The sequence below is a fragment of the Priestia sp. MDV22-iso46 genome (genome assembly GCF_058629175.1).
Window position 1 is genome coordinate 945,433 of the sequence record NZ_JBZVWT010000002.1, and the last position, 25,119, is coordinate 970,551.

33 protein-coding genes and 2 pseudogenes are annotated in these 25,119 nt (G+C 34.8%); 23 read left to right on the forward strand and 12 right to left on the reverse strand.

The window, feature by feature from the left end; all coding sequences use genetic code 11:
• Window positions 1-175 precede the first annotated feature (175 nt).
• Window positions 176-367, reverse strand: a complete 192-nt coding sequence (locus tag AC4NPH_RS16885) for a hypothetical protein (RefSeq protein ID WP_035439093.1) — start codon at window positions 365-367, stop codon at window positions 176-178.
• A gap of 57 nt (window positions 368-424) precedes the next feature.
• The gene (locus AC4NPH_RS16890; RefSeq protein ID WP_013058444.1) at window positions 425-589 is read right to left on the reverse strand and encodes a hypothetical protein; all 165 of its coding nucleotides are present in this window, start codon (window positions 587-589) and stop codon (window positions 425-427) included.
• Between the two features lie 186 nt (window positions 590-775).
• On the opposite strand from AC4NPH_RS16890, the gene AC4NPH_RS16895 reads away from it, so the two are divergent.
• The 8 genes from AC4NPH_RS16895 (at window position 776) to AC4NPH_RS16930 (ending at window position 4,632) form a co-directional block, all read left to right on the forward strand.
• Entirely contained in the window at window positions 776-982 is a 207-nt protein-coding gene (locus tag AC4NPH_RS16895) for a hypothetical protein (protein WP_013058443.1), read from the forward strand.
• Between the two features lie 132 nt (window positions 983-1,114).
• Window positions 1,115-1,297, forward strand: a complete 183-nt coding sequence (locus tag AC4NPH_RS16900; protein WP_098239091.1) for a hypothetical protein — start codon at window positions 1,115-1,117, stop codon at window positions 1,295-1,297.
• Window positions 1,298-1,520: 223 nt separating this feature from the next.
• On the forward strand, window positions 1,521-2,264 hold the full coding sequence (locus tag AC4NPH_RS16905; RefSeq protein WP_098399917.1) for an HAD family hydrolase: 744 nt from the start codon (window positions 1,521-1,523) through the stop codon (window positions 2,262-2,264).
• A 137-nt stretch (window positions 2,265-2,401) separates the two neighbouring features.
• The gene (locus AC4NPH_RS16910) at window positions 2,402-2,590 is read left to right on the forward strand and encodes a hypothetical protein (RefSeq protein WP_013058440.1); all 189 of its coding nucleotides are present in this window, start codon (window positions 2,402-2,404) and stop codon (window positions 2,588-2,590) included.
• 182 nt (window positions 2,591-2,772) lie between these two features.
• Window positions 2,773-3,111, forward strand: coding sequence for a CotD family spore coat protein (locus AC4NPH_RS16915; protein ID WP_055990533.1), 339 nt, complete (start codon window positions 2,773-2,775; stop codon window positions 3,109-3,111).
• Between the two features lie 201 nt (window positions 3,112-3,312).
• A complete protein-coding gene (locus AC4NPH_RS16920; protein ID WP_016766356.1) occupies window positions 3,313-3,420 on the forward strand; it encodes a YjcZ family sporulation protein in 108 nt (35 codons plus the stop codon).
• A 286-nt stretch (window positions 3,421-3,706) separates the two neighbouring features.
• The gene (locus AC4NPH_RS16925; protein WP_013058439.1) at window positions 3,707-3,859 is read left to right on the forward strand and encodes a YjcZ family sporulation protein; all 153 of its coding nucleotides are present in this window, start codon (window positions 3,707-3,709) and stop codon (window positions 3,857-3,859) included.
• 302 nt (window positions 3,860-4,161) lie between these two features.
• On the forward strand, window positions 4,162-4,632 hold the full coding sequence (locus AC4NPH_RS16930) for a DinB family protein (protein WP_013058438.1): 471 nt from the start codon (window positions 4,162-4,164) through the stop codon (window positions 4,630-4,632).
• Between the two features lie 176 nt (window positions 4,633-4,808).
• On the opposite strand, the gene AC4NPH_RS16935 is transcribed toward AC4NPH_RS16930, so the two are convergent.
• Window positions 4,809-4,976, reverse strand: coding sequence for a hypothetical protein (locus tag AC4NPH_RS16935; protein ID WP_013058437.1), 168 nt, complete (start codon window positions 4,974-4,976; stop codon window positions 4,809-4,811).
• A gap of 31 nt (window positions 4,977-5,007) precedes the next feature.
• Window positions 5,008-6,198, reverse strand: coding sequence for a DHH family phosphoesterase (locus AC4NPH_RS16940; protein ID WP_491938823.1), 1,191 nt, complete (start codon window positions 6,196-6,198; stop codon window positions 5,008-5,010).
• A 331-nt stretch (window positions 6,199-6,529) separates the two neighbouring features.
• Here AC4NPH_RS16940 and AC4NPH_RS16945 point away from each other — a divergent pair, with 331 nt between their 5' ends.
• On the forward strand, window positions 6,530-8,245 hold the full coding sequence (locus tag AC4NPH_RS16945) for an NAD-dependent malic enzyme (RefSeq protein ID WP_055990530.1): 1,716 nt from the start codon (window positions 6,530-6,532) through the stop codon (window positions 8,243-8,245).
• Window positions 8,246-8,481: 236 nt separating this feature from the next.
• Here AC4NPH_RS16945 and AC4NPH_RS16950 read toward each other — a convergent pair whose 3' ends face one another.
• Complete coding sequence (locus tag AC4NPH_RS16950) at window positions 8,482-8,892, reverse strand: DUF2512 family protein (protein WP_013058434.1); 411 nt, start codon at window positions 8,890-8,892, stop codon at window positions 8,482-8,484.
• A gap of 237 nt (window positions 8,893-9,129) precedes the next feature.
• Between AC4NPH_RS16950 and AC4NPH_RS16955 the strand changes: the two genes are divergently transcribed.
• Window positions 9,130-9,543 (forward strand): general stress protein, encoded by a 414-nt coding sequence (locus AC4NPH_RS16955; RefSeq protein WP_041816603.1) that lies wholly within the window; start codon window positions 9,130-9,132, stop codon window positions 9,541-9,543.
• A 100-nt stretch (window positions 9,544-9,643) separates the two neighbouring features.
• Here AC4NPH_RS16955 and AC4NPH_RS16960 read toward each other — a convergent pair whose 3' ends face one another.
• The 3 genes from AC4NPH_RS16960 to AC4NPH_RS16970 all read right to left on the reverse strand — a co-directional run bounded on the left by AC4NPH_RS16960 (window position 9,644) and on the right by AC4NPH_RS16970 (window position 11,747).
• Entirely contained in the window at window positions 9,644-9,883 is a 240-nt protein-coding gene (locus AC4NPH_RS16960; protein WP_229754550.1) for a YrhK family protein, read from the reverse strand.
• A 97-nt stretch (window positions 9,884-9,980) separates the two neighbouring features.
• Window positions 9,981-11,150 (reverse strand): MFS transporter, encoded by a 1,170-nt coding sequence (locus AC4NPH_RS16965; protein WP_063672447.1) that lies wholly within the window; start codon window positions 11,148-11,150, stop codon window positions 9,981-9,983.
• Between the two features lie 81 nt (window positions 11,151-11,231).
• A complete protein-coding gene (locus AC4NPH_RS16970; protein ID WP_063672445.1) occupies window positions 11,232-11,747 on the reverse strand; it encodes a cyclophilin-like fold protein in 516 nt (171 codons plus the stop codon).
• 178 nt (window positions 11,748-11,925) lie between these two features.
• On the opposite strand from AC4NPH_RS16970, the gene AC4NPH_RS16975 reads away from it, so the two are divergent.
• Window positions 11,926-12,828, forward strand: a complete 903-nt coding sequence (locus AC4NPH_RS16975) for a LysR family transcriptional regulator (RefSeq protein ID WP_491938824.1) — start codon at window positions 11,926-11,928, stop codon at window positions 12,826-12,828.
• Between the two features lie 149 nt (window positions 12,829-12,977).
• Here the strand turns inward: AC4NPH_RS16975 and AC4NPH_RS16980 are convergent, their stop codons facing one another.
• A complete protein-coding gene (locus AC4NPH_RS16980; RefSeq protein ID WP_491938825.1) occupies window positions 12,978-13,406 on the reverse strand; it encodes a MerR family transcriptional regulator in 429 nt (142 codons plus the stop codon).
• A 319-nt stretch (window positions 13,407-13,725) separates the two neighbouring features.
• On the opposite strand from AC4NPH_RS16980, the gene AC4NPH_RS16985 reads away from it, so the two are divergent.
• The 6 genes from AC4NPH_RS16985 to AC4NPH_RS17010 all read left to right on the forward strand — a co-directional run bounded on the left by AC4NPH_RS16985 (window position 13,726) and on the right by AC4NPH_RS17010 (window position 17,789).
• On the forward strand, window positions 13,726-14,577 hold the full coding sequence (locus tag AC4NPH_RS16985; RefSeq protein WP_491938826.1) for an aldo/keto reductase: 852 nt from the start codon (window positions 13,726-13,728) through the stop codon (window positions 14,575-14,577).
• Between the two features lie 321 nt (window positions 14,578-14,898).
• Window positions 14,899-15,054, forward strand: a complete 156-nt coding sequence (locus AC4NPH_RS16990) for a hypothetical protein (RefSeq protein ID WP_013058429.1) — start codon at window positions 14,899-14,901, stop codon at window positions 15,052-15,054.
• A gap of 274 nt (window positions 15,055-15,328) precedes the next feature.
• Window positions 15,329-15,658: a PadR family transcriptional regulator gene (locus tag AC4NPH_RS16995; RefSeq protein WP_013058428.1), complete on the forward strand. Its 330-nt coding sequence runs from the start codon at window positions 15,329-15,331 to the stop codon at window positions 15,656-15,658.
• Window positions 15,645-16,208, forward strand: a complete 564-nt coding sequence (locus tag AC4NPH_RS17000) for an HAAS signaling domain-containing protein (protein ID WP_013058427.1) — start codon at window positions 15,645-15,647, stop codon at window positions 16,206-16,208. Before AC4NPH_RS16995 ends, AC4NPH_RS17000 begins: the two co-directional genes overlap by 14 nt.
• Entirely contained in the window at window positions 16,198-17,061 is an 864-nt protein-coding gene (locus AC4NPH_RS17005) for a DUF4097 family beta strand repeat-containing protein (RefSeq protein WP_491938827.1), read from the forward strand. Before AC4NPH_RS17000 ends, AC4NPH_RS17005 begins: the two co-directional genes overlap by 11 nt.
• Window positions 17,062-17,402: 341 nt before the next feature.
• The gene (locus tag AC4NPH_RS17010) at window positions 17,403-17,789 is read left to right on the forward strand and encodes a hypothetical protein (RefSeq protein ID WP_013058424.1); all 387 of its coding nucleotides are present in this window, start codon (window positions 17,403-17,405) and stop codon (window positions 17,787-17,789) included.
• A gap of 152 nt (window positions 17,790-17,941) precedes the next feature.
• On the opposite strand, the gene AC4NPH_RS17015 is transcribed toward AC4NPH_RS17010, so the two are convergent.
• On the reverse strand, window positions 17,942-19,054 hold the full coding sequence (locus AC4NPH_RS17015) for a type II asparaginase (RefSeq protein WP_013058423.1): 1,113 nt from the start codon (window positions 19,052-19,054) through the stop codon (window positions 17,942-17,944).
• A 290-nt stretch (window positions 19,055-19,344) separates the two neighbouring features.
• Here AC4NPH_RS17015 and AC4NPH_RS17020 point away from each other — a divergent pair.
• Together AC4NPH_RS17020 and AC4NPH_RS17025 are read left to right on the forward strand one after the other, a co-directional pair.
• Window positions 19,345-19,615 (forward strand): annotated as a pseudogene (locus tag AC4NPH_RS17020) (hypothetical protein).
• A gap of 19 nt (window positions 19,616-19,634) precedes the next feature.
• Window positions 19,635-20,168 (forward strand): SMI1/KNR4 family protein, encoded by a 534-nt coding sequence (locus AC4NPH_RS17025; protein WP_098196911.1) that lies wholly within the window; start codon window positions 19,635-19,637, stop codon window positions 20,166-20,168.
• Between the two features lie 135 nt (window positions 20,169-20,303).
• Here the strand turns inward: AC4NPH_RS17025 and AC4NPH_RS17030 are convergent, their stop codons facing one another.
• On the reverse strand, window positions 20,304-20,522 hold the full coding sequence (locus AC4NPH_RS17030) for a hypothetical protein (RefSeq protein ID WP_013058420.1): 219 nt from the start codon (window positions 20,520-20,522) through the stop codon (window positions 20,304-20,306).
• Between the two features lie 951 nt (window positions 20,523-21,473).
• Between AC4NPH_RS17030 and AC4NPH_RS17035 the strand changes: the two genes are divergently transcribed.
• Together AC4NPH_RS17035 and AC4NPH_RS17040 are read left to right on the forward strand one after the other, a co-directional pair.
• Entirely contained in the window at window positions 21,474-22,394 is a 921-nt protein-coding gene (locus tag AC4NPH_RS17035) for a CPBP family intramembrane glutamic endopeptidase (protein WP_013058418.1), read from the forward strand.
• A gap of 43 nt (window positions 22,395-22,437) precedes the next feature.
• Window positions 22,438-22,584 carry a hypothetical protein gene (locus AC4NPH_RS17040; RefSeq protein WP_014458831.1) on the forward strand — a complete coding sequence of 49 codons (147 nt, stop codon included), beginning with the start codon at window positions 22,438-22,440 and terminating at the stop codon, window positions 22,582-22,584.
• A 50-nt stretch (window positions 22,585-22,634) separates the two neighbouring features.
• Here the strand turns inward: AC4NPH_RS17040 and AC4NPH_RS17045 are convergent, their stop codons facing one another.
• Complete coding sequence (locus AC4NPH_RS17045; RefSeq protein WP_098314747.1) at window positions 22,635-23,348, reverse strand: hypothetical protein; 714 nt, start codon at window positions 23,346-23,348, stop codon at window positions 22,635-22,637.
• 226 nt (window positions 23,349-23,574) lie between these two features.
• Here AC4NPH_RS17045 and AC4NPH_RS17050 point away from each other — a divergent pair.
• Both AC4NPH_RS17050 and AC4NPH_RS17055 read left to right on the forward strand, forming a co-directional pair.
• A pseudogene (locus AC4NPH_RS17050) lies at window positions 23,575-24,176 on the forward strand (type 1 glutamine amidotransferase family protein).
• 307 nt (window positions 24,177-24,483) lie between these two features.
• Window positions 24,484-24,657 carry a hypothetical protein gene (locus AC4NPH_RS17055; RefSeq protein WP_255286315.1) on the forward strand — a complete coding sequence of 58 codons (174 nt, stop codon included), beginning with the start codon at window positions 24,484-24,486 and terminating at the stop codon, window positions 24,655-24,657.
• Window positions 24,658-25,119: the final 462 nt, after the last annotated feature.

Consider the following 25,119-nt stretch of genomic DNA (forward strand, 5'->3'; position numbering starts at 1 on the left):
TGTTTCATTTCCTTGTGACTAAAAACTAAACGCTTGCCATGTGTAGGAGAGAGAATGACAACTCGTTTGTCATTCTTTTTTCACGTTCATGGGTATACTATTTGAATGACAAAGGACTAACTCTGTAAAGAGTTAGTCCTTGGCTTAATAAAAATGATTGCTTTTTATAGCTATTTTAAGAATTGTGTTTAGTTATTCTATCCATTGCTTCTTGAACTGCATTTACAACAAAAGGGTCTTTTTCTTTCAAATCATTCACGCTGATTTCACCTGATTGTAAACCTCTGCAAATTTCATGGATATCTTCTTCAATTGTAATCGGCAGCTTACTTTCTGTAAGCATGTTACTTAATTCATTTGCTAACATTTTTTATTGATCCATGAGACGCCCTCCTCGTCATGTAAAAGTATAAAATGCCCAAACTTATTTATTTTCTCTTCCTTCTTGCTGATTCTGTACTTTTTCAATTCCAGTGTTTGATTCAAATCCGACTCGATAAGTTCCTGATTTTTGTTGCTTTACTGACTCTGGCATTTGATACTGCTTAAAATCATCCTGAAACTGTCTTGTGCTTGGATTTCTTTCCACTTATATTCCTCCTCAGTAAATTAAATTTTGACGTTTTAGTTTCCCCATTTCGTAAAATAATTAAGCATGTTGTACATGTCTCTTAGCAACAAGTATCTATTTAATTCTCGGGAAATAAAAATATAACTTAACCTTCCACTTATTTTATCTTCAAATTTTCAAACAATATGGCTAGGAGGTGTTTTTATGCCAAAGAAAGACTTTAAAGGCGTTGATAATTCAGGAATTGCAGAAAGAGTTGATTATAACAACTATAAAAATAAAGATAGCAATAATGATCCTACGCTTAACCGTATTGTCGAAGAAGATGGGCGTGCCCTTGACCCGAGGGAAACCTTAGAAAATTTCTTTACTGACCTTGAAGGTGAAGAGCCACAAGAAATTACAACTTAATAAAAAAAGTAGAAAACGGCGGATCTTTTTTAGCGAAAAGACCTACGAAACGTAGATATTTTCATTAGAGAACCTGCTGTAAACGAGTTAACATGGTTTAAAAAATGAGGACTATTAATAGAGGTGAAGTTAATGTCGCATACAGAAACTGAACGAACAACGTATATGTATGATCCTTTCACTATACAAGGTCTTGAAATGAATATACCTAAAGAAGACGAAGGCAGCCAACTGCTAATAAATCGTTCAGGACTGAGTACCTCTACGTTCAAAACAAATATGAATAGAGAACATTTTGAACGTTATATTTATTAGCAGGAGTATCCTGCTGCTTTTTATCTTATAAAAAGATCCTTCTATTTTATATGCTAGAAGGATCTTTCCACTAAATATTCTCATTTCAGTATAGTAAATCAACTGCTTATTCCTAACGTATTGGAGATTTCATCTTGGTTTTAGGTGTGGATAGGTAATAAAAGTGGTTAGTGTTTTTTCATATATACTGTCTGTACATCGATTGTAGAAAGGATTTAACGAAATGCAGAAGCAAACCTTAATTTTTAATTTAGACGATACGCTTGTTCACTGTAATAAATATTTTAGAGACACCATAAATGCTTTTGTGGCTCAATTGCAGGAATGGTTTGAGAATCTGACTAAGGAAGAAATAAAACAAAAGCAGTTAGAGATAGATTTAAAAAGTATAGAAAAGTATGGCCTTCACTCTTCTCGTTTTCCAGAATCATTAGTAGCTACTTATTTATTTTTTAGTGAACAAAATCATCAAGATATCCATGAAGATAGAGTCGAAAGAGTCAAGAAAATTGGTCAAAGTGTATTTGAAGTACCGATAGAGCCTTTGCCAAATATGTATGAAGTATTAGATAAGCTTAAAGAACAAGGACATAATCTCTATTTACACACAGGTGGAGACGAGGAAAATCAAGGTAGAAAAATTGTTCAGCTAGAGCTAGCTAAATACTTTGAAAAAAGAGTGTTCATTTCTGAACAAAAAGATACACCTGCATTAAAAGAAATACTAAACCAAATTAAGTACGATCCAAAAAAGACTTGGATGATTGGCAATTCATTAAAAACCGATATAAAACCGGCAGTAGAAGTTGGAATACATGCGATTCACGTACCTTCTGAACTGGAATGGAGCTACAACCAAGTTAAAATTGATATTGCGCCAAAAGGTAAATTGATAACCGTTAATTCATTGCTGGAAGTTCCAGAAATCATCCAAAAGCATGCTCAAGAAACGGTTGTGTCCACTTAATACTAGGTCATATGTAAACACAATGCACAGAAGCAGCTAACCGTTGATATAAATCTAAACCTTACTCAACAATAAGCAGATAAAGTTCTTATGTTTTTCTTAATCAACTCACATAATATACAAAGGAGGTGACTGATATGGCAGATCAATCCAAAGAATCAGAAAAAATGATATGTGAAGATCATAATTCTCCAGTTGATGAAAGAAGTTACGATTTATACGAAGCGACGCGTAATTCACTTTTACGCAATGAATTAGACGATAAAAACAAAACCATTTTAAATAATATTGATAACGCAGCGATGGATGTGAATCTTGAGGAATAATGGACATAAAAAAACCTTCTATTTCTTAATATCATAGCTAACTAAGGATACACATTTCTTTTTCTCTTAGTAAAGAAGACCTTAAATAATTAGGGTCTTTTTTAGGTATTTCCCAAAACATTCTATGGTTGTTTCAGATACAGTAATAGGAGTCTACTAACAGCAAGGAGAAGATTTTTAATATGAGAAACAACTATCCTTATCAGCACTCTAATTACGGTGATTATCAAGGGGCTATGTATCATCAGCAAGGTAACTGCGGTTATCCTCAATCTAAACCTTGTGGTCAATTGCCTCCTCAAACCATGCCTGCTCAGTATGACCCAGTTAAGCAAAACACATCTTTTACTGGTCAAGATGTGTTTGTTCCAGTGGTGCATCCTAGCCATACCACAAATGTTTATCAAAAAAATTATAAATATATGCACTCATTCCCGCATACAGAATCCGTTGTATATCAGGAAACGCATCAACATTTTTGTGCTCCAAGCTGTCCTCCTAGAACTCGGCCTTGGTGCTAATAGCCAAAAAAGCCCCTTCATTTTAACAATGAAGGGTTTTTACTATGTGAAATTTATGATGTTATTTAGCTGTCGCTAAACAAAGTAGCCTATTTTAGACCAAAATCCAATCGATATGAGCTATGTCTACATATAATACCTTAACCCATGTATATTTAAAGTTTTTTCCTTTAGTTAAATACAACGAAAAGAGGTGTTTGTATGTCTAGTTATGGTGGAGCTGGTTCTGGTTTTGCTTTATTAGTTGTCCTGTTTATTCTTCTTGTCATTATTGGATGCAGCTGTTACGGCCGCGGATTTGGCTATTAATAAGAATAAAAAAGTCTTTCTCTAATTTGAGAAAGACTTTTTTATTCTAGGTTGTGCGGGGTTGCTTTTATACGCAATAGAACTGATTGGGCGGAATTCAAACAATCTATTGCAGAGGGAGTAAAACTCATATATGGGATCTGGGGATGCTTCATTGTATGTAAAAGAAACTAAAAGGTTATTATTTTTTATTTATAGTGATATAAAACGTAGTCTATCCACTTCGTGGAGCAAATTTCGTTTTTCATCATATGCTAAATGTATGAACGAGAAGGAGGTGAAGTTTATGTTCTTTGGAGGTTATGGCGGAGGTTGTGGCTATGGTTATGGCGGCGGCTGCGGTTACGGCGGTGGCAGTGGTTTTGCTTTAATTATCGTGCTGTTTATCTTATTAATCATTATTGGCTGTGCTTGTTGGGGAGGATTTGGCGGTTGCTAATTATTAGCCTGCCTTTATCTCTAACTTAAAAAAGTTAGCTTTATGCTAGCTTTTTTTATTTGTTAAATGGGGACATGTATAGTGATTAGTACTCACATCTGCTGCGTTGACCAATGGTTTACAGCTTGTTACTAAGCGTTTATGGAGTTTTTTACATAAAAGAATTGAATATACGATTCCTAAAGTATGAAAGTTATTATACTCAGCATAAGAACCATGAATATTTGAAATAAGTTTAGTTGAAAATTCACCTCTTTGTTTTGGAGAAATCATGTAAAATAATGATAAGAGGAGGGATGGAAATGAATGGAACAGACACAGTAGTATTAAATATAAAAGAGATTAGAAGAAGAAGTATAAAGGTTTGGCAAGCAATTCCTGATGATAAACTCGATTGGAAGCCAGATAAAGAAGCTATGACATGCGTAGAAATGGTTCGTCATGTCTTGGAGTCAGAATACTATTATCATCTAGCTATCAAAAATTTGGGCAGCTTAAAGGAATTTGATTCTCCTTTTGAAAAAAGACCATTACAATCTATAAAGGATGAATTGGAGTTTGCAGCATCATACCACCAACAATTTTTAGACATGATTACTACTTTTTCTGAAGAAGATTTAACTAACATTCAAATAGACCGTTCAGATGTTGGTTATATTCGTTCTTTAGGGGATATGTTGATGCGGATAGGCTATCATGAATCCGTACACGCTGGACAACTCTTACAGTATTTGAGAATCATGGAGGTTGATCGACCTAGAATATGGGATTAAATCAATTAAATAATATGTATATCATAGATAAAGTTAGTTATCGTAATGTCCCTATTTGCTAAGAAATATTTTTTGTATTTATAGAAAGCTCATTGTTTGTAATCTGTGCTTTTTGCATGTCAATTTTACCAAACATCGCTGCAATATCTTTCCGAATAGACGAGCCAATTAATTAGCTATAAAACTATACCAGCGGCTATCTCCATGGAGATAGCCGCTGCGACTTCTGGATCTTGAAAAAGTGCTCTGCATAGAATATCATCCAAACCTGCTTCTAAACGTTCAGGCGGAGCTGGGGGGAAAGCTACTTCATTTTCGTTTAATAGCTTTTCTGGGTCTTTCATTCATTAGATGAATCAAAATATGTTTCGGTGCTTATTCTTCGTGCTTTAGTTTTTTTATATACCTTATTAAGTACTTTACAAAGATATCATCTCTTACTAACCAAGCGGCATAATTCCTTTTTAAAAAGATTTCTGCTTCCTTAAAGCTTTTAAATGTATGAATCGATAGCCCTTTGCTATTTTCAATTATCCATTCATCTTCATTCTGAAGAGAAACAAGGAACATATCATCATTTTGAGTTTCGTAGAGAGAACCAGATGAAGATTCTTTCAAATTATATCGGTTTCTTCTTGCATCCTCTCGCACAGGATCCAGATGAAATGTATCTGTTACAAACTGGTTATAAGCCTCATTAGTTAACGAACATCCAGCAGCTTTTGCGTGACCTCCGCCTCCATAGTGACCAGCAACTTCTGATACATCCACATGATCATGAATGGTCCGAAGACTAATTCTTTTTCCTCCCATATTTAACATGGCAATGTAATCAAGGTGAGGATATTCTTTTCCTAATTCGTTTCCAAGTTCTGAATGATACGATTCAGCGTACACGATTCCTGCTAAATAGTCACCTATAGAGGTTTGCACCAATTCTCGTCTTTTTCGACGAATATAACGCTCTACTTTATCTTCTTCCATATCTAATATCTTCTGTTCAAACTCGTCAAAAAAGAAGTGGTCACTGTTTTGAAGCCTATTAACCATTTTTTCTTCAAACTCGTCAATAGATATTAAAAAGAAGAGAGCATTTAGCCTGTGTGCCTCTTGGTTGTTGTTCTTTTCCCATTCCCAAGTATCATACTGCCTTACTAGTTCTACAAATTCATCAACCGCATTGGAAGTCTTTATAAGTTCATTTTCTATAAGGTATTCATAAAATAAGGACGTTCCTGAGGCTAAGTTTCCTTCGTTATCTTCCACGACAACGTGTCCCCATTCATATTCGTTGAAATGAAGAGCTGTTTTATGATGATCAAGCAGCTGGACTTTTCCTCCTGTTTGATAAAACTCTTCAAGTCTTTTTTCATTCTCTTCGTTTACTGATAAATCCGTAATAAATAAATGTGTATTTCTTTCTTCATTTTCTAAAAACCATTCTACTTCACGGTTAAGCGATGCAATAGAGTTATAACGAATTTTTATTCTGTCTCCAAAAGCTAACTTTGCTAAAACTCCGCATCCAACTCCATCTAAATCCGTATGCGATAACAGTTTATACATATCTTTCACCTCGAAATTATTATGATACGAGAGAAAGATTTTTAACCACTGAAGCTTTAGATTGCTGGAGAGCACTATCGTATGTAAAACTAATTTTTCTTTAGTTAACTATGTTAGCCTCCCGAGGACATAACATATAAAGCTTCTTTCCACTTGATCTATCTGAACACAAACTAAAGTGCCGCCTTAATTATATGTTTAAGGAAGAGCTTCTTCGTTTAAAAGTATTGTATGCAACAAGAAAACATCTTGGTTAACCATAATGATATCTATGGTATAAGAAAAATATTGTTTTTTTTACATTCTTTTAAGAACGGAAAGGGGATAATATATGAGATCTTCTGCTGAAGTACAAAAGAGTTTCGTTCAAACACCATTAAAAGGGAAAAATATTTTATCGAGACCTTATCTAAACAAAGGGTCTGCATTTACAAAAATAGAAAGAGAAGAACTCAATTTAGATGGATTATTACCGCCCACCGTACTGACATTAGAAGAACAGGTACAACGTGCTTATCAACAGTTTAAGAATGCATCAAATGATCTGCAAAAAAATAATTTATTAAACGATCTGCATAATCGAAATGTGGTATTGTTTTATCGATTATTAAAAGATCATTTAAGTGAAATGCTACCGATTATTTACACACCAACCGTTGGAGAAGCTATTCAAGAATATAGCCATCAATATCACCGTCCTGATGGTCTGTATTTGTCTATTGACGAAGCGGATAAAATGGACATAGCGATAGGAAATGTAGAATTAAGCTCAGAGGATATTGATTTAATCGTGGTTACAGACTCTGAAAGTATTCTTGGGATAGGTGACTGGGGAGTAGGCGGAATTAACATTGCAGTGGGTAAATTAGCAGTATATACAGCTGCTGCTGGTATTGATCCGAGCCGTGTTCTTCCCATTGTGTTAGACGTAGGAACCAATAATAAAGAATTACTTAAAGATCCGCTTTATTTAGGTAATCGCCATGAGCGTGTGACAGGCGAAGCTTACAATCAATTTATCGATCAATTTGTAAATAAAATAATAAATAAGTTCCCAAAAGCATTGTTACATTGGGAGGACTTAGGGAATAAAAATGCCAGACGCATTATAGAAGAGTATGGGGATTATCTTTTAACATTTAACGATGATATCCAAGGTACGGGTGTGATTACATTAGGTGCTGTATTGACTGCTTTAAAAATTACAAAGACCTCCCTAAAAGATCATCGTATTGTTGTCTTTGGACCAGGTTCTGCAGGTATTGGAAACGCTGATCGAATCCACAGTGCAATGGTTCTTGAAGGTCTTTCGGAAGAGGAAGCATATGATAGGTTTTGGGCCTATGATTATAGAGGACTGTTAACGGAGGAGATAAATGATTTAGCTTCATTCCAGCAGCTTTATGCCCGTAAATTAGAAGAAATAAAGAATTGGAAAAAAGATAAGGAAAATAAAGTACCTTTGTTAGAAGTAATCAAACAAGTAAAACCTACTATCCTAATTGGAACATCGGGGGTAACAGGGGCATTTAAGGAAGAAATTATTAGAGAAATGGCTCGCCATGTAGAAAGACCTGTGATTATGCCTTTATCTAATCCTACTAAGTTAGCTGAAGCTATCCCGAAAGATATTATAAATTGGACAGATGGCAAAGCATTAATTGCAACAGGAAGTCCATTTGATCCAGTGGAGTATAGAGGAAAAGCATATGAAATTGGCCAAGCTAATAATGCATTTGTATTTCCCGGTCTTGGTCTAGGGGCAATTGCTGTAAAAGCTGAAAAATTTACAGAGACGATGTTCGCTGAAGCTGCAAATGCAGTCGCCCATATGGCCGAAACTCAAACCAAAGGTGATACGTTACTTCCTCATATTAAAGATCTTCAAAGCGTATCCAAAACAGTGGCTATAGCTGTTGCAAAAGCTGCTATTAAAGATGGTGTATCTAGAGTTCAAGAACAGGATGTAGAAAAATTAATAGAAAAAGCTATGTGGAAACCAGAATATAAGACTATCCGACCAATAAGTAAGGCAGAAGCGAATTGATCTCCAAGTAAGTTTTTTTAAGGTTATTCCTTTCGTGAGTTGATGTAAACATATACATCCAATGTTAAGAAGAGCCCATCTCTTTCAGCTGAAAAGGAGTGGGCTTTTTCTTATATGATATATGAATTCTCTACCATAATTGCATCTCTCAGAATTACAAAAGAGCCGTTTATTTATATATACGGCTCTCTTTACTAATCTGTCTATTTTTGAGGTTTGCTCTTCTTGTTAATAAGTTATTTATTATATGTCGCATCGGTATGTTTATAGTTATCAGTGTTAAGAACATGTTTATCTAGATACTTATGGAAGAACCATTCACCGATGGCTATAACAATAGCTGATACTACAGAAGCCTGAATAACAGTTATGGTATTTCCAAAAAAGGATGCCCCCATTATCCAGATGACTAAAAAAGATAAAATAAGATCAGAAATTGTAGCAACAATGTTTCTTTTTTTGTAGTCTGAGTCATCAGCAGCATTGCGGTATACTAACAAATCACCAAGGGCATAAGCGAGAACTGTGAGGACTAAACCGATTAGTATGCTGTCACTAAAATCGTAATTATAAATGCCTGTAAATACTGTACCTAAGACCACAGCGCTCATTACAAACTTCATAATAAGAGCCTTTACATGTTTCATCCTTTTCTCATCTCCCCTTTATTATCTTTTAATGAATATATACCCAGTCCGAGGGGAGGTAATCTTTTTTAGATAAACGTTTTGCTTTAAGTAAGCTAGCATTTATTTAATCGAATTCCTTAAAAAGGGAAAATCATTTTATTCACTCTTTTAACTACGGGTCTATTGTTAATAAGGGTAGAATAGTGGGTACATAAAAAGTAAGGAGAAAAGATCTTAATGAAGGAGGAAAGCTCTATGAGTAAAAGTATTATAGGTGTATATGAGTCACCAGAAGAAACATTAACTAGAATTGAGAAATTAAGAATGATAGGGTATGAGGATAATGAAATTACAGTTCTAACTAATCAAGAGACCGCAGCGGGCAATCTAGCTTATAGAACGAATGTAAACGTGGATAAGCTATCTGCTGTTGACCAAGATGAAGTCACTCATGAAGATATGACTGGAGGGGCCCAGCCGGATTCTTTCTTAGATAAATTAAAGAAATTTTTTGTGGTGCAAAATTACTCAAATGAAGAAGACCGTGCAACAAATTTAGGTATTCCCACAGAGGAGCTAACCTCTCATAAAAAAGACTTAGATGATGGAAAGTTTGTAATTGCTGTGACTTCTCATAAATTGAATGAAAAAGGGTTAGACCTAGAGTGATATATTTGATTTAAAAGTGAAATCAAAAGGGGGTGTAGGCGTTAGCCTACACCCCCTTTTGATATATAGAATTCACAAGAAAAATTTTTCACAAAGAAGATTATTTATTACGATAACCTGCCTTTAAATATTTTCGTAAGTGAAAATCATGCACTAATTTAATCGTTGAACGAATGAGCAATTGCACGCTCCAAAGAATAAATAACCAAACCCCTATATTTTTTAAGGAATCATAGAAGAATAAAATACTGCCAATTAGGAACCAGATGCCTATCAAGAAGTCATTAATCGTATTTATAACTTTATAATGACCAATAATTTTTACGGTGCAATTAATCACTTTAATTTATAGGCAGATTAGTAAGCACTCTCATCATGTAATAAAAGAAAACAAAGGGAACCTGCTAGGGATCCCGAAAGAAAGTTGCGCTGATGTCTTATTTTGAAAGTTGCCTTACAGGACGCTGCATGTAGCTTCTTGGTAAAATGAATAGTACACTCAATATTAATGACAAGATCCCCACTAGTACAACATATTGTGTACCCATTCCTGATATAAATAGTCCACCCACAGCTGTACCAATCGTTGTTCCTAAGTTAACGGATGATAAAAATAATCCATTCGCAAAATCAGGTGCTTCTGGAGCTGCGGAGGAAATCCAATATTGATTAATATTCGTTCCTATACCAGCGAATATTCCCCAAACTAAAGTCATGATAGCCATAGGCCAAGTAAACTGTCCGATGAAGAATAAAATGATGTAAACGACTCCCAATGCGAAAGGGAAAACGACTACAGTTTTAATGGCATTTTTCGTAAGTAACTTCCCTGCGATAATATTTCCGAGAATATTTGCCCCACCGAATAGAATCAACATGAAACTAATTAATTGTCCAGAGATGTTCGTAACGCTTTTAAGATACTCAGCAAGATAACTGTAAACCCCAAATACTGCTGAATTCAGTAAAAGGACGGCAATAATAGAAAGCCAAGTAATAGGTTTTTTTAATACGCTTAGCTGCGCTCCGTATGAAAGTCTTTCTGTAACAGGCATAGAAGGGAAGAATGCCCACGTAGCAATAAATACAATAGCATTAATAACAGCAAAAAACGTCATTGATAGTTGAAACGAAACTGTGCTTGCAAGAAAGCTTGCGATTGGTACACCAAGTACCATGCCTGCAGATACGCCAATAAAGACTTTGGAAACAGCTTTTGGAGCGTCTTCCTTGCTAACGGAGTTCGCTGCCATTGTAAAAGCTGCTGAAAAATAAATTGGATGAAAGATAGCTGGAATCACACGCGCAATTATGGCAATAGCAAAGTTAGTGGTGAATATAGAGATAATGTTACCTAAAACAAAAATACCAAGTACAAGTAACATTGCTTTCTTACGGTTGACTCCTGAAAAGAGTAACGGCATCGTTGGACCAGATATTGATACAGTAAGCGCAAAGAGACTCACCAGCCATCCGGCCTTTGATACACTGATATGAAAGTGATCCGCAATGTAGGGCAGTATCCCTATAACCCCCATTTCGGTATTTATAATCCCGAAAGCTCCTAAGGTTAAGACAAATATAAGTAGCTTATTTTGTTTAGACATAAAATCAATTTCCTTCTTTCTAAAAAGCGTTATGTTCTAGCTGCTTCAAAGCGGGCTGTTTAAAGAGCAATTGTCATGTTTTTACTTAGTCACTTTTTTAATGGTAACTGTAAAATCACCATGAATATTTTCAACGTTTTCTTTTCCAGACTCAATCTGACCTAGTATGATAAGGTCATTTGTGGCATCCTCAAAACCTTTATAAAAAATAGCTACATTGCCCCAAGGAGCGTAATAAGCAAATTCGCCTTTTTTTGATAGATCTCCAGCTTGTACATCATCTGCTGATAATCTTTTTTGCAAAATACTAATTTTTTCTTTACCTATATAATCTTCAAAAGCTATGGTTAAAGGCAGTTGGGCTAGAAAAGCCATACTTGCTGGGTTATCGTACATCCTAATCAAGACTTCTTTATCGTTAAACGTTAATTTGATTCTTGTATCTGAAATACGGTCTTCTTTTGGCTGTTCTGGTGCTTGGTTTAAAGGATTACTTGTATTATGATCTCTGTCCGCTGCAGATGAATTATTGTTGCTACAAGCAGCGAGGCCAAGACTTGTTACTAAGATAGAAGACAGACATAAGAAGTTTTTCATTTTAAGCTCCTTTCCACTTTGAATCATTTAAGGTGTTGCTTGTGTGACATGAACTTCGTTGGTATTTATTCTACCGGCTTCTTTTGAATATAAAAAATACTTATATCTTATATCATGATATGTTTGATAAGCATTTCTGGAGTGTATATACTAAAGCTTATGAAAGGAGGAGGGGGATATGGAAATTCGAGTTTTGCGCTATTTTCTTGCGGTTGCAAGAGAAGGAAACATCACGAGAGCTGCTGATGTTTTGCATGTGACACAGCCAACTTTGTCTAGACAATTAAAAGACCTTGAACAAGAGGTAGGTAAAAAACTATTTATTCGCAGCAGTCACAGTGTCTTTCTGACAGATGAAGGAATGCTTCTGCGAAACAGGGCAGAGGAAATCGTTAATATGGTGGATAAATTAGAGGCAGAATTTAGTTCGATGGAAGAAACAATAGGTGGTGATGTCTATATAGGCGGCGGGGAAACTGAAGCAATGAAACACATTGCACGAGTAGCAAAAGATGTACAGGTACGTTATCCTAATATACGATATCACCTCTACAGCGGAAACGAAGAAGATATAACGGAACGGCTTGACAAGGGATTGCTTGATTTCGGTATTTTAATTCAGCCAGCCGATATTTCAAAATACAATTATCTTAATATGCCTGCCAAAGATGTTTGGGGCGTTGTGATGAGAAAAGACAGTCCTCTTGCCCTCAAAGAAAGCATTCAAGCTGGGGATTTATTAAACGTTCCACTGATTTGTTCACGACAGGCCATGAAACAGACGTTTTCCAAAAATGAATTTGCGGATTGGTTTGGCGAAGACTTTCATAAATTAAACATCGTCACTACATACAATCTTGCATATAATGCGGCCATTATGGTTGAAGAAGGCATCGGATATGCAATAACACTTGATAAAATAGTCAATACGTCTACTGCTAGTAATCTTTGTTTCAGACCCTTACAGCCAAGACTTGAATCAGGCTTAAATATTGTGTGGAAAAAGCATCATGTTCTTTCAGCTGCGGCGAATGCGTTTTTAAAAGAACTGCAGGAAGAATTTGCACACACTCTAAACTGACAGGGTATCGGTCTAGCTCAAACAAATGGAGTAAAGCGGCTGTAATCGCCCAGGATATTTTAAAGAGAGTTAAAGTTGAAAACCGAGGACAGTAAAAAGACTTGTCTATACGGTATGCTAGATAAGTCTTTTTACTGCTAGAGGTGATGTTAAGATCCTTTGAATGTTTTATTAGCATGTATTAACTCCCATTCGCCAGGGTTAGTGTCATCTGGCGATAAAACGTTAATAATATCAAGATAATGATTTGCTTTTTCGTCCATATATTTTACAGTTCTTTTAGCTTCCTCTAATTGAGCTTTAGCGATCTCTTTTTGTTTTAAAATGATTTGATAGCGCTCATGAATGGTACTTCCACCTTCTAAACACAAATCTACGTAGGTTTTAATGTCTTCCACTGTCATCCCACATTGTTTTAAATATTTAACATCTGTCAGCCAATTAATGGACTCTTGATCAAAAAGACGAATATTGTTTTTATCACGCTGTACGCTCGGAACTAATCCTTTATCCGTGTAGAAACGAACGGTATGTTCCGTTATGTCAAGCAGCTTTGCCACATCTTTCACCGTATACATTTTGGCCACTCCCATAAACATTTTTTCTTTATTACTGTTTAAAATCTATCACATTCGTGTAACACGAAGGCAAGAAGATGATTATGGTTCAAGTCAATAAATTTGTTAGTACCATCAAAGTAATCTAAACAAATACCCAGCTGAACATAAAGCTGAAGGTATAGTTTATCCACTTCCTTCACCGTATACGCTTTAATTCATTATTGAAAGATTTAACTTAATTTATGTAAAGTTCTTGACCTCGTGTTACACGAAGGTATTAGGATAATATTTGTGCAAGATTAACGAAACTTACGATGTAAAACAGGAGGAATTTTATATGCAAAAAGTTACTTTAAACAATGGTGTCGAAATGCCAATCTTAGGCTTCGGTGTATTTAAAGTTCCTGATTCAGCTCAATGTGAACAAGCAGTATCCAACGCGCTTGAAGCAGGGTATCGTCTAATTGATACAGCGGCGGCCTATATGAATGAAGAGGCGGTTGGTGCAGCTATCAAAAAAAGTGGTATTCCAAGAGAAGAGCTTTTTATCACAACAAAGCTTTGGGTTCAGGATCAAGGTTATGAAAGTGCTAAAAAAGCCTTTCATGTTTCTTTGGACAAACTAGGGCTTGACTATCTTGATTTGTACTTAATTCACCAGCCGTTTAATGATTATTATGGTTCTTGGCGTGCAATGGAAGAGCTTTATAAAGAAGGGAAAATTCGTGCTATCGGTGTATCCAACTTTTATCCGGATCGTTTAGTTGATTTAATCTTAAATAATGAAGTTGTGCCAGCTGTAAATCAAGTGGAGAATCATCCTTTTTTTCAACAGAAAGCTGCAAAGAAAGTGATGGAAGAATACGGTGTGCAAATACAATCATGGGGACCATTTGCAGAAGGTCAAAATAATATCTTCCAAAATGAATTACTTTCCGGTATTGGAGCGAAATATGGAAAAACAGTGGCACAAGTTATTTTGCGCTGGCATATTCAACGTGGTGTCGTTACCATTCCAAAATCTGTTCGTAAAGAACGTATCGCTGAAAACTTTAACGTCTGGGATTTCACGTTAAGTGATGAAGATATGGCAGCCATTACTGCTATGGACAGCGGGAAAAGTGAAATCATTGATCATTTTACCGCCGATACGGCTAAAGCCTTAAATGGATGGAAAATTCATGAATAATGAAAGATTTGCACCACCTAGAAAATGAAATTTTTGATAGCGCTCTACTTTAAAACAGCCATAAAATTGGCTGTTTTTTATTGTTTGAAAATGTAAAATAACGGTTTCTTTTTTCTTTAATTTATTACAAAAAAATCAAATGTATTTAAGGCATTTCTATCAATTATAGTAACAATTGTTAAATTTTATCTTAAAGGTGATATTCTTATAAATAGTCAATCAGTATACTTTCAAAGCTATTTATGGATTTGATTTTACAGTATAAAAAAATATTGAGAGCCACGATTGCTTTATTACTCTTAGACGAAGGATGAGTGATGTATGAACAAACTTATAATACCAGCCATACTAGTGATATTCGCTTTATGGATCTTATTACAATTGGCTTTAGGCGGAGACGTTTTCAAAAACCCGCTAAACTATTTTATCTTAATAACGGTTTTCTTTTTATTTATCAAACAAGCAAAAGAAAAATAGCCTGGCTTGATCGCTGCTGTGGAGTCTATAGTTATAGGCTGCTTTTTCTTTTGGCCGCGTTAAAAATAATTCCATATATAAGCTAATTAGAAAAAGAAGGTTGAACCTTGCTTTATAAAAAATACCTTACGATTGTAAAAATGGTTAAAAATTATTAAACAGTACCTTGCAATAAACAATAGCTGGTGATATATTGTAATTATTAGGAAATCATTATGAATCTGTACTATACAATAAACAGTAGTGGGCTGTGAAAAGAAAAGGGTGAAGAACAGTGAACGTGCAATTTAAAAAAGGAGTTTTAGAACTTTGTGTCCTTGTGTTACTTGATAAGAAAGACCGCTATGGATATGAATTAGTTCAAAAAATCTCCGATCAAATTGAAATATCAGAAGGGTCGGTATATCCTCTTCTGCGCCGATTAACAAAAGAAGAATATTTTACAACGTACTTAAAGGAATCTACAGAAGGTCCCTCAAGGAAGTATTATCAGCTTACAGCTAAAGGAAGGGATTATTTATACGAACTTATCGATGAATGGAACGAGTTTTCAAGAGGTGTTAATCAATTAATTAAAGAAGGTGTGAACAATGTCGAAGAGTAAATTTTTACAGCAATTAAATGAATCCTTAAAACCATTGTCTTCAAAAGAACGTGCAGATATTCTACAAGATTATGAAGAACATTTTTCCATTGGCTTAGAAGAAGGAAAAACAGAAGAAGAAATTGTAACGTCGCTAGGTTCTCCGAATCAAATAGCCAAAGAATTGCTGGCAGATTATCACGTTGAGCAAGCAACAGCTAAGGCAACAACTCAAAATATTTTGAGAGCCACTTGGGCCGTAATTGGTTTAGCTTTTTTTAATGTAGTGATTGTGCTTGGGCCCGCCGTCGCATTAGCTGGCTTCATTTTGTCAGCTTGGGCCATAGGTCTATGTTTCTTGCTATCTCCTATTCTAGTTCTCGGTGAGGCTATTGTACATTCGAGCGGCTTTTTTCTCTTTAATTTATTCATGTCTTTAGCATTTTGCGGAATTGGATATTTTATTATGTTAGGTATGTTAGTTGTAACGAAGCTAGCTATAAAAGGCTTTGTACGTTATCTAAAATACAATGTATCACTGGTGAAAGGCGGTTTAAAACGTGCTGAATAAAAAGAAACTCTCCATTCTTGCAGGTATTCTCATCCTTGTTGGGATTATAGGAAGTCTCCTTACTTATCGTGCGATTGATCCTGAACCTATTTCAAAAGAAAAAACGATCAACAGCAATCAAGTATCCAAGGTAAACATCGATACGGATAATACCCGTGTTCATGTGTACCCTATCAAAGGCGATAACATCAAAGTAACATTAAAAGGCGAAACATCCCCTAACATAAAAAGAGACTTCACTACTGACGTTAAAAATTCAACACTTTTCATCTCTTATAATGAACAGCAGCGAAGCTGGGTCAATTTTGATATTGTTAGTGTATTAAAACCGCTATCCATCAACGTTTATCTGCCTGAAAAACAGTATAATTCATTGGGGATTTCCAGCCACAATGGGTATGTGTCTGTTAAAAAATTACGCGCAGCGGATGTTTCCATTCGCGCAAACAATGGACGTGTAGAATTAGAGGACATTGATTCACAAAACCTGAACACCAGCGTACACAATGGACTTACAAGCATAAAAAATGCTGCAGCAAAAACGGTTCAAGCAAAAGGGAATAATGGAAAAATAACGCTGAGTAACGTGCAAGGTAGTTTAAAAGGGGAAACCCATAACGGAAGTATCGCTTTAGAAACAAAAGAACTTGATCGAGATATTGACTTTAAAACGAACAATGGAAAGATTAAGATTACGACGAAAAAAGAACCAAGTAACGTTCAATTTAATGTTTCCGTGGACAATGGAAAAGTCGATATTCTAAATAAATATGATAGTAATGCTGTTATTGGAAAAGGAAAGAATATCATTAAACTAGCCACTCATAACGGCAGTATTTCAGTAATAAAGTAACTGTTTGTTATCATAAGCTCCCCTACAAAAAAGCAATGGCACAGCTAGCCTGAGATAATCCAAAAAGGTTTCACTCATTGAACGTTGATGAGTGGAACCTTTTTTAATTTAGTTTATGGCGAAGTAATAGTGGCAGCTAAAAACGAGCCGTATACAAATCTCTCTTGGTTCATGCAATTTGAGCAGGGAAGGCCTATAAAAAATATAACTTCTTTTATTTTTTCTTAAAAAAGGAATATTTCTTAAAGTGGTACGATACTATTTTCTGATACAACCTATCTCCTTAACAGGGATGTTCTTCGCTTTACCTATCAGCCACTATCAGAAAGGAGCAAAAATAAATGAAACGATATGTTGCGTACGGCTTGTTACTCACAGTGTCTTTAGTATTTGCGATTTTTTTAATTGTTGATTGGCGCCAATACGAAACTGGGTTAGAACAGGCTATTAAGCCTGCTGATAAGAACTACGAGAACAGCAAAAACTATGTCTCTGACAAACGTATGATAAATGTCATTGTAAAGCTAACGGAAGAAAGTCCTGCAACATTTGGAACAAGATTAAAAAGTGCGCAAAGAATAGATGAGAGACGTTTCCATGTGAATACCAATAAGCTAGAGGGCATTATCGAGTTAAAGGATATAGAAGGCAAGACTTTGGTGTGGCGTGTACTAGACGGCACCTCAAATCATTTAATTATGGAAAGCAAGAACTGGGGAAATGAATAAGGAACCTGCTGATAGTTTCTTTCATTTTTAAAAGAGGGTGAGGCAAAAGTATGTTAGTGATGTCTCAACCTCTTTATGTCCTTCTTATAAGCTGTCGTTAACGATTGTTTTAAAAAAATTAGTCAAAACAGAGGATGAAAGATATTTTTGATTTAATACTCATTAAAATATTCTTGAATCTTTTGAGGATCCTTCGTTCTCGTTAAGGCAAGCATTAAAAGAATACGGGCTTTTTGTGGATTTAGCGAATCGGATGTAACAAACGTATCTTTATCATCTGATTCTTCATGTGTCACAACTCCGCTTCCTACCCGGCTAGACCTCACAATAACTACGCCTTTTTTTACCGCATCTCTAGCACCTGTTAGGGCAGCATCCGATAGCAACCCATTTCCTGCTCCTGCAACGACTATTCCTTTTGCTCCAGCTTTTACGGCTGTGTCATAAAAGTCCCTAGAATCGTTTTGATACCCATATATGATGTCTACTTGAGGAAGCTTATCTAATTTTGATACATCGAATACTGATTGTGTTGTATGCTTGCGAGTTGGTTTGTTATAAAATATTACCTTATCTCCAGCTATTTCTCCTACATATCCTTGTTCAGGGGATTTAAACGTATCTACTGCCGTTGTATGTGTTTTTGTTATATAACGAGCTGCACTAATTCGATCGTTGAGCGCTACTAAAACACCGGTATTTCGTGCGTCTTTTGTAGAAGCAATTTTCACTGCATTATACAAGTTTAGCGGTCCATCTGCACTTATAGCGGTAGCTGGTCTCATTGAACCAACCACAACCACAGGTTTGTCACTCTTTACTACTAAATTTAGAAAATAAGCCGTTTCCTCCATCGTATCAGATCCGTGTGTCACGACAATTCCATCAACATCCTTAGAAGCTAATAGTGTATTAATTCGCTTCGCTAACTTTAACAAAATGCTGTTATCTATATTTTGACTTCCGATATTTACGACCTGTTCTCCGCTTACATTCGCTATTTTTTTCAACTGAGGAACAGCTTTGATAATTGTTTTAATGTTAAGAGCTCCTGATTCATATCCAGTTGTGTCTGTACTGCTTTCAGAAGAACCTGCAATCGTACCTCCAGTGGCCAAAATTTTTATATTGGGCAGCTCTTCTTTCACTGAATGTTTTACAGTCATTTTAGAATCATTTACCGATGCATTGACCAATGATAAAGGTCCCGAAAATAAGATAACGCTTGATAAAAAGGTGAGGCCTACTATTCTTTTCAGTTCCATCGTTACTTCGCTCCTTTTACGCAAAAGACATGTAACGATATTATGGGTAATTTGAATTTAAAATATCCAAGGTGCTATTTTATTAAGATCTGTATTTGAAATATCTTTCTCCAAACAAATAAATTAGAAGAAAAGGTACACGCTGTATGGTAAAATGAGTCAATAATATCACAAATGAAGAAATTTATGGAACTGAACTATTCTAATAAACTACTCTAACCAGTTTTAATAATTTTTTATAGAGGATGGAAATATCTAAAATACATAAGGGTTAAAAGGGAGCGGTTAAAGTGAAGCCGACCATTGTAGATGAACTAATAAAGAAGTTTTCCTTATTTGATTCAAAAAAAAGAGAAAGAGTATGTGGAATTAGCAGTTGATTTAAACGACATTTACGAAAGCAGTAATAAAATTGATCGATTAATTAGAGAAACTCTTCGTTCTTCACTAAATCAAGAAAAGCTAATCAAACAATTAATTGAAATAGAGATAGAACTTGATCATATTCATTGGCATTATAAAAGCTTAAAAAAGGAATTAAAACAATTACTTAATACTTAAATTGGAAGAAGGTGAAGTTTTGAAAAAAGAATTTTATCGAGGAGATAGTTTTTGGAGTGACGATAGTGAATATAAGCGTATAGATTATCCGATAAATGATGAAATCATAAAGCAAGCTGAAGCTATTTTAGGTGTTAAGTTACCTAGTTCATTATTGGATTTAATGAAAATAAGAAATGGTGGAGGACTTAACTATCCATACTTTATGTTACCTGATGGAGATACCGAAAGTATTCCTTATGGAGGAAGAGCAAGGATTAGCGATATTGATCCTATACATTTTGAAAAGGAAGATATAAGCATCTTGTCTTCTAAAGAACTATTAAAAGAAGTAAGCCTCACCGGTGAATTTGTGGTATTATGGACAGATTTTCACTATTGGGTCGTGTTGGATTATCGCAATAGATCACAAAATCCTGCTGTTATGTATATCGCAGAAAACTTCTCAACTTCAACGTACGACACTACAGAATGGGAGTATATTAAAATAGCAGATACTTTCGATGATTTTTTAAAGCAGCTATTTGGTGTGCCACCATTAGATCCAAAATAATTAAAAAATGGTTATAGCCGTAAATAATGATTAAGCTAAATCAGTATCAAGGCTGTATATTTGATCATAAAAAGGGTTCCTATCTCTAAATGGATGGAACCTTTTTAAATACAATGAATTATTAATGTTTATTTCTTATAATAAAATGAATCCAGCTATTAATAAAACAGCACCAAGCATAATCCGGAATCCTGAAGATGACACTGGATCGGTTGCTATATCTGATGCTACTGCTAAAAAAACTAAAGCTTTTTTAGTTTTTCCTTTTATATTTTTATCCCTTATAATTATAAAAATTCCTGAAACTAACAGATACAAACCAATTATTAAAGATAATATAGGTATAAAAATCATTTTATTTCCACCTTGTTCTAAAGTGCTATAGCATAGTTGTTTTCTATGCCTTTTTGTTACGGTCTAAACTTCTTGACTATGGCAGTAGTACTTTACACCACTAACTTGTTCAACCATATTAAACCTACCTTTTTCACCAGCCTCTTTAGTTTACCTTCACTATTATAGAATATAAAACTAAAAATTCAATTAAAATCCAAAATTATACTATAAGATCAGTCCATAATGAGATGAAAAGAGTTAAAAACACTCTTATTTAATATTTAAATATTCCTGCCAGAAAACGTGTGCACTTTTGCACAATGTTTTGATTTATTTAGATGCATTATATTAATCTAGCAATTTTATTTGCGTTACTAAACACTTCATATTGATTATCCTCTTTTTCTTAGTTATAATGTAATTGTTACATTTGTAATAATAATGTAATATATTTGTAACTTATATACGTTTTGCGATGTTAGATAGAATGGTAGCTAATTTTAAAAAATGAAAAGCTGTTTATAGATAAGCCCTTAGCGGTTGTGGTAGCATCCGTGAGGGGAAAACTTTGGATAAAAAGGTGAGGACGATGTTGAAAAAAATATTTATTTTAGTTGTTCTAGGATATATATTCTTGAGTAGCAAGTATTTTCTTCAAAATTATGTGTATGCGGGCACGTATGAGCAAGATATAAAGGTTAACGATGACTTGGTGTCGAGTCTTCTTTTAGAAGAAGCTGTTTTTTAACGGCTTTTAAGGCGCTAAATTTTATATAAAGAGGTAATGGGTAGAGTTGTGATTTCTTCATATTGTCAGTCTCTTTCCTTATCTTCAAAGGTAAAAAGCAGGCGGTAGTTAAAATGATTGCAGGACTTCGGATCCTAATAGATTTTTACATTGCCTAGACAACAACTAAGTAGAGAAGAACTATGTAATTGAGAAGAGAAGGCTGAGGGAGTAAGAAGAAAATGAAAAACTATTTAAATGTGGAAGAAGGAAAAAATAGCTGGAAGCGTTATGTAAGTACAACAATCCTTGCTTCTGTGTTTATGCTGTTAGGATCAATTATTTATATTATTGCTGAAATGATAATGGTTGCAGATGATGAAAGTGGAAAATCATATTTTGATTTTGATAGTGGGGTAGCTGTAGGAATCAATGCTAATCTTGATTTTCTGTTGTCTCATATTATGTACATATGCTGGATTTTTGGTTTATGGATCGGGATTCGTTTTATTCACAAACGAAAAATGAAATCATTAATCACTGCTAACAAACGTGTGAATTGGAAGAAAGTAATATGGTCTTTTGGAGCTTTTAGCCTGTTACTAATCGTTTCACAATTAATTGATGTCGTGTTTAACCATTCGGATTATTCATGGAACCATGTAAGTCTGAAAGAGTATGTACTATTAATACTTATTACATTTTTGTTAGTACCTATTCAAACAACAACAGAGGAGCTGTTTTTTAGAGGGCTTCTTCTTCAATGGGTGAGTAAGAAAGTGAAGCGTCCAATTTTACTTGCTATTATTGTTGGACTAATGTTTTCAATAGGTCATTTTGCTAATCCTGAAATGAATAAATCCATTATATTGGTGGGACTAGATTATATTGTAGCTGGTTTTGCTCTTACATATATCGCGATTAAAACAAAAAGCTTAGAAATTACCATTGGCGCACACGCAGCCAACAACATGTTTCTCGCTCTATTCCTTACAACGGACGATTCTGTTTTCGGATCTATACCGAGTTTGTTTAAGGCAGCTAACACTGAGCCAGGAGCTAATCTTATTTGGTCGATTGTTATGTTTAGTGTTTTCTATATCTTATGTAGAGGGAAGATAAAAAAGGAAGAAGCAGCTGACAAAGATCAGCTTATTGCTTAAATTGGCAGAACCAATAACTAAACAGGATAGGAGATGTAACAGAGTGAGTGGAAATCACGATGAAAATAAACCATTGACTCGTGCAGAAATGAAGCGAGGCCACTTAGCTACTCAACATCGCATTTTGAATGTACTTATCGTTCTTGCATCGATTGCTGCAGTGTATCTAGTAATAAAAACCATACTTTAAAAGAGCAGCCTTTATGGCTGCTCTTTTTATTTTGTCCCAACACCTCGCAACTACCAATTGAAAAAAGCTTTTAACGAAATCATTGTACCGGCGTAGACAAGAGATGAGATTAAAAAGGTTGGCAAGTGCGCGTGTTTTTCAAAAGGGAGTTCTTTACTGATCACGTTAAATAACATTGCACCTGAACTAAAAGCAATCATCGACTCGATAAGCAAGCCGAATGAGGGTCCGAAGACGCCCATGATGCACCCAAGAAAAGTTGCCCCGGCAAGCATATAGCGGCCTCTGCTTTTGTGTAAGCGATTATGTTTTTTTCCTAAATGATAGGACCACCCGATAAAATGAAGGCTGATAGCTAGTCCGTAGAATACTGATTCAACTCGCTTAACATCGGTTGAAAATACGACATAAGAAATGATAAAAGAATAAACCATAAAAAAACTAGCCTGTACCATGTACACGGTCAGTTCCGTTAGGTGTGTGGCTGCTTTTGTCTGAGCAAATGAATACACCGAAAAATAGACGAGTAAGCCGAGAAGACCAAGAAAATATAGTTCAGTATCAAGGGCTAGCGATCCTCCAAATTCTTCTTGTTTCTTATGAAGCGTCGGTAAGATATAAATAAATACGTAGGCAATAGCTACACCGCCTGATAATGAGAGCAGCTTTTGCTCTCCGATTGGAGAACGTTCGACAATCGTTAATGCGTATAGTTGAATGAGGATAAAAACAATACCTATTATGATTGATTCAATTGTAACCATGATGGTCTCCTTTTAAGGTTCACTTTTAGGGTTTAATTCCCTTTAATAGAAGAAGAGAAACCATGATTTAGATGGAAACATTGTTCAATTATAGATAGATGTTTTTAAACGTAATAGTTTGATATTGGTTTTATTTTACACTATATACATAAAGTGGTAAATTAAAATAGGTGATTGATCATGTACTTAGTTATATTTCTAATCAAGAATTAGGGGTGGTGTATGTATCAAAAAAGTGATGGTCTTTATTACAGATGGTTTTGCTGATTGGGAAGCCAGTTATGTGACAGCTGAGTTAAATAAACAGGGAACAGGATTTCAAGTTCAGACAATGGCAATCGACAAACACCCTAAAACTTCAATGGGAGGATTGACCGTTCTTCCAGATTACAGCCTAAAAGACTTTCCTTTTAAACTGGACTTTGCGATGTTAATTATGCCTGGGGGAACGGGATGGAGAGAAGAGAAAAATCATCAGGTAAAGAAACTGGTGAGCTTTTGTTTTGAACATAACATTCCGGTTGCAGCGATTTGTGATGCAACGGCCTTTTTAGGGAACTATGGGTTTCTTGATCAGAATAAACATACAGGTAATTCATTACCTTATTTGAAAGAAGGAGCACCTAATTATCGAGGGATGAAAATTATATAGAAAAACAATCTGTTAGTGATGGCTGTCTAATTACAGCTAATGGAAGCGGTGCATTAGAATTTTCGAAGGACATTTTAAATAAATTAAATGTTTTAAAGAGTAAAGAACTAGAAGAATGGTACGCTTTATTTAAAAATGGTTTTATTAAGATAACAGGAGAACATATTGAAAAATAACTCACTTTAAATTACTTAAAAAAAGGCCAGATAGTAATAAAAATTTACCCAATAGGATAATAAGGCTGCTTTTTTAACGTGTAAGAGGATTCAAAATTGAAAAGAAATTTGTTGTTTTTAGGATTCATGTCTATTCTTTTATTAGTATTGAGTAGCTGTGGGAGTAAGGAAGAAAGCGTGCGTTTTGAAGGGGAAGGGGATCAGTGGAAAGCTTTGTATCTTTTAAATAAAGGAGAGAATACTGAAAACGGACAAGGCAGTATTATCTATAAAGGAAAAGACAAAGAGAAATTAGGAAAAGTTTCTTATGTCGTGGAAAGGGGAAACAAGCAAATTATCAGGTACGGATGACGAGACAGGAGGAAAAATTAATTTAAATGGGAGCTGCAGCGGATGTGCGACTCAAAGCAGCAGCGCTCCTTTTCATGTAACAATAAAATGGAATGGTAAAGAAGATAAATTTGATTTAAAAGCAAAGTAGAACGATAAACTAATAAGTGTCTAGAATGTTTGTTATGTTAGCTTTGCTTTTCACCATACGATTAACACAACAAACGCACTTTATAATTGCTTTCATCATTTACATAACTTGTCCAAAACATTCTATTTATCGTCACTAAGTGCAAGTGTTGAAGCTTCAATAATAACTAAAATACCTTAGTATTTCCAATAAAAAAAGAATCCTTTGCCTACATAGGAAAGGATTTTTTTATGTCCACATTTCCTAAAATACAAACCCTTATAAAATAACTTCCTTTAATTATAATTAATGGTAAAATACTCAATATAAAAGAAGGTTACAATGTATTCACCACAGGAAGCCTTATTGGCTAGTTCTCTTTATTTCGTATTTATTATTCTATCTTTTATAATTAGTTTCTTTATCGGAAGGATACTCATTATAAAATCCGATAGATCAGTAGGGGAAGTTCAGGCAATTTCT

Bases quoted from the DNA above. Each gene is read 5' to 3' on its own strand.
- AC4NPH_RS16975 (WP_491938824.1), top strand. From the start codon at position 11,926: ATGGAAATTCGAGTTTTGCGCTATTTTCTTGCGGTTGCAAGAGAAGGA.
- AC4NPH_RS16955 (WP_041816603.1), top strand. From the start codon at position 9,130: ATGAGTAAAAGTATTATAGGTGTATATGAGTCACCAGAAGAAACATTA.
- AC4NPH_RS16910 (WP_013058440.1), top strand. From the start codon at position 2,402: ATGGCAGATCAATCCAAAGAATCAGAAAAAATGATATGTGAAGATCAT.
- AC4NPH_RS17035 (WP_013058418.1), top strand. From the start codon at position 21,474: ATGAAAAACTATTTAAATGTGGAAGAAGGAAAAAATAGCTGGAAGCGT.
- AC4NPH_RS16985 (WP_491938826.1), top strand. From the start codon at position 13,726: ATGCAAAAAGTTACTTTAAACAATGGTGTCGAAATGCCAATCTTAGGC.
- AC4NPH_RS16920 (WP_016766356.1), top strand. From the start codon at position 3,313: ATGTCTAGTTATGGTGGAGCTGGTTCTGGTTTTGCTTTATTAGTTGTC.
- AC4NPH_RS16945 (WP_055990530.1), top strand. From the start codon at position 6,530: ATGAGATCTTCTGCTGAAGTACAAAAGAGTTTCGTTCAAACACCATTA.
- AC4NPH_RS16980 (WP_491938825.1), bottom strand. From the start codon at position 13,406: ATGTATACGGTGAAAGATGTGGCAAAGCTGCTTGACATAACGGAACAT.
- AC4NPH_RS16885 (WP_035439093.1), bottom strand. From the start codon at position 367: ATGTTAGCAAATGAATTAAGTAACATGCTTACAGAAAGTAAGCTGCCG.
- AC4NPH_RS16915 (WP_055990533.1), top strand. From the start codon at position 2,773: ATGAGAAACAACTATCCTTATCAGCACTCTAATTACGGTGATTATCAA.
- AC4NPH_RS16970 (WP_063672445.1), bottom strand. From the start codon at position 11,747: ATGAAAAACTTCTTATGTCTGTCTTCTATCTTAGTAACAAGTCTTGGC.
- AC4NPH_RS17015 (WP_013058423.1), bottom strand. From the start codon at position 19,054: ATGGAACTGAAAAGAATAGTAGGCCTCACCTTTTTATCAAGCGTTATC.
- AC4NPH_RS17030 (WP_013058420.1), bottom strand. From the start codon at position 20,522: ATGATTTTTATACCTATATTATCTTTAATAATTGGTTTGTATCTGTTA.
- AC4NPH_RS16990 (WP_013058429.1), top strand. From the start codon at position 14,899: ATGAACAAACTTATAATACCAGCCATACTAGTGATATTCGCTTTATGG.
- AC4NPH_RS16905 (WP_098399917.1), top strand. From the start codon at position 1,521: ATGCAGAAGCAAACCTTAATTTTTAATTTAGACGATACGCTTGTTCAC.
- AC4NPH_RS16965 (WP_063672447.1), bottom strand. From the start codon at position 11,150: ATGTCTAAACAAAATAAGCTACTTATATTTGTCTTAACCTTAGGAGCT.
- AC4NPH_RS17000 (WP_013058427.1), top strand. From the start codon at position 15,645: ATGTCGAAGAGTAAATTTTTACAGCAATTAAATGAATCCTTAAAACCA.
- AC4NPH_RS16930 (WP_013058438.1), top strand. From the start codon at position 4,162: ATGAATGGAACAGACACAGTAGTATTAAATATAAAAGAGATTAGAAGA.
- AC4NPH_RS16935 (WP_013058437.1), bottom strand. From the start codon at position 4,976: ATGAAAGACCCAGAAAAGCTATTAAACGAAAATGAAGTAGCTTTCCCC.
- AC4NPH_RS16925 (WP_013058439.1), top strand. From the start codon at position 3,707: ATGTTCTTTGGAGGTTATGGCGGAGGTTGTGGCTATGGTTATGGCGGC.
- AC4NPH_RS16940 (WP_491938823.1), bottom strand. From the start codon at position 6,198: ATGTATAAACTGTTATCGCATACGGATTTAGATGGAGTTGGATGCGGA.
- AC4NPH_RS16895 (WP_013058443.1), top strand. From the start codon at position 776: ATGCCAAAGAAAGACTTTAAAGGCGTTGATAATTCAGGAATTGCAGAA.
- AC4NPH_RS17010 (WP_013058424.1), top strand. From the start codon at position 17,403: ATGAAACGATATGTTGCGTACGGCTTGTTACTCACAGTGTCTTTAGTA.
- AC4NPH_RS16900 (WP_098239091.1), top strand. From the start codon at position 1,115: ATGTCGCATACAGAAACTGAACGAACAACGTATATGTATGATCCTTTC.
- AC4NPH_RS16950 (WP_013058434.1), bottom strand. From the start codon at position 8,892: ATGAAACATGTAAAGGCTCTTATTATGAAGTTTGTAATGAGCGCTGTG.
- AC4NPH_RS17045 (WP_098314747.1), bottom strand. From the start codon at position 23,348: ATGGTTACAATTGAATCAATCATAATAGGTATTGTTTTTATCCTCATT.
- AC4NPH_RS17055 (WP_255286315.1), top strand. From the start codon at position 24,484: ATGTCGTGGAAAGGGGAAACAAGCAAATTATCAGGTACGGATGACGAG.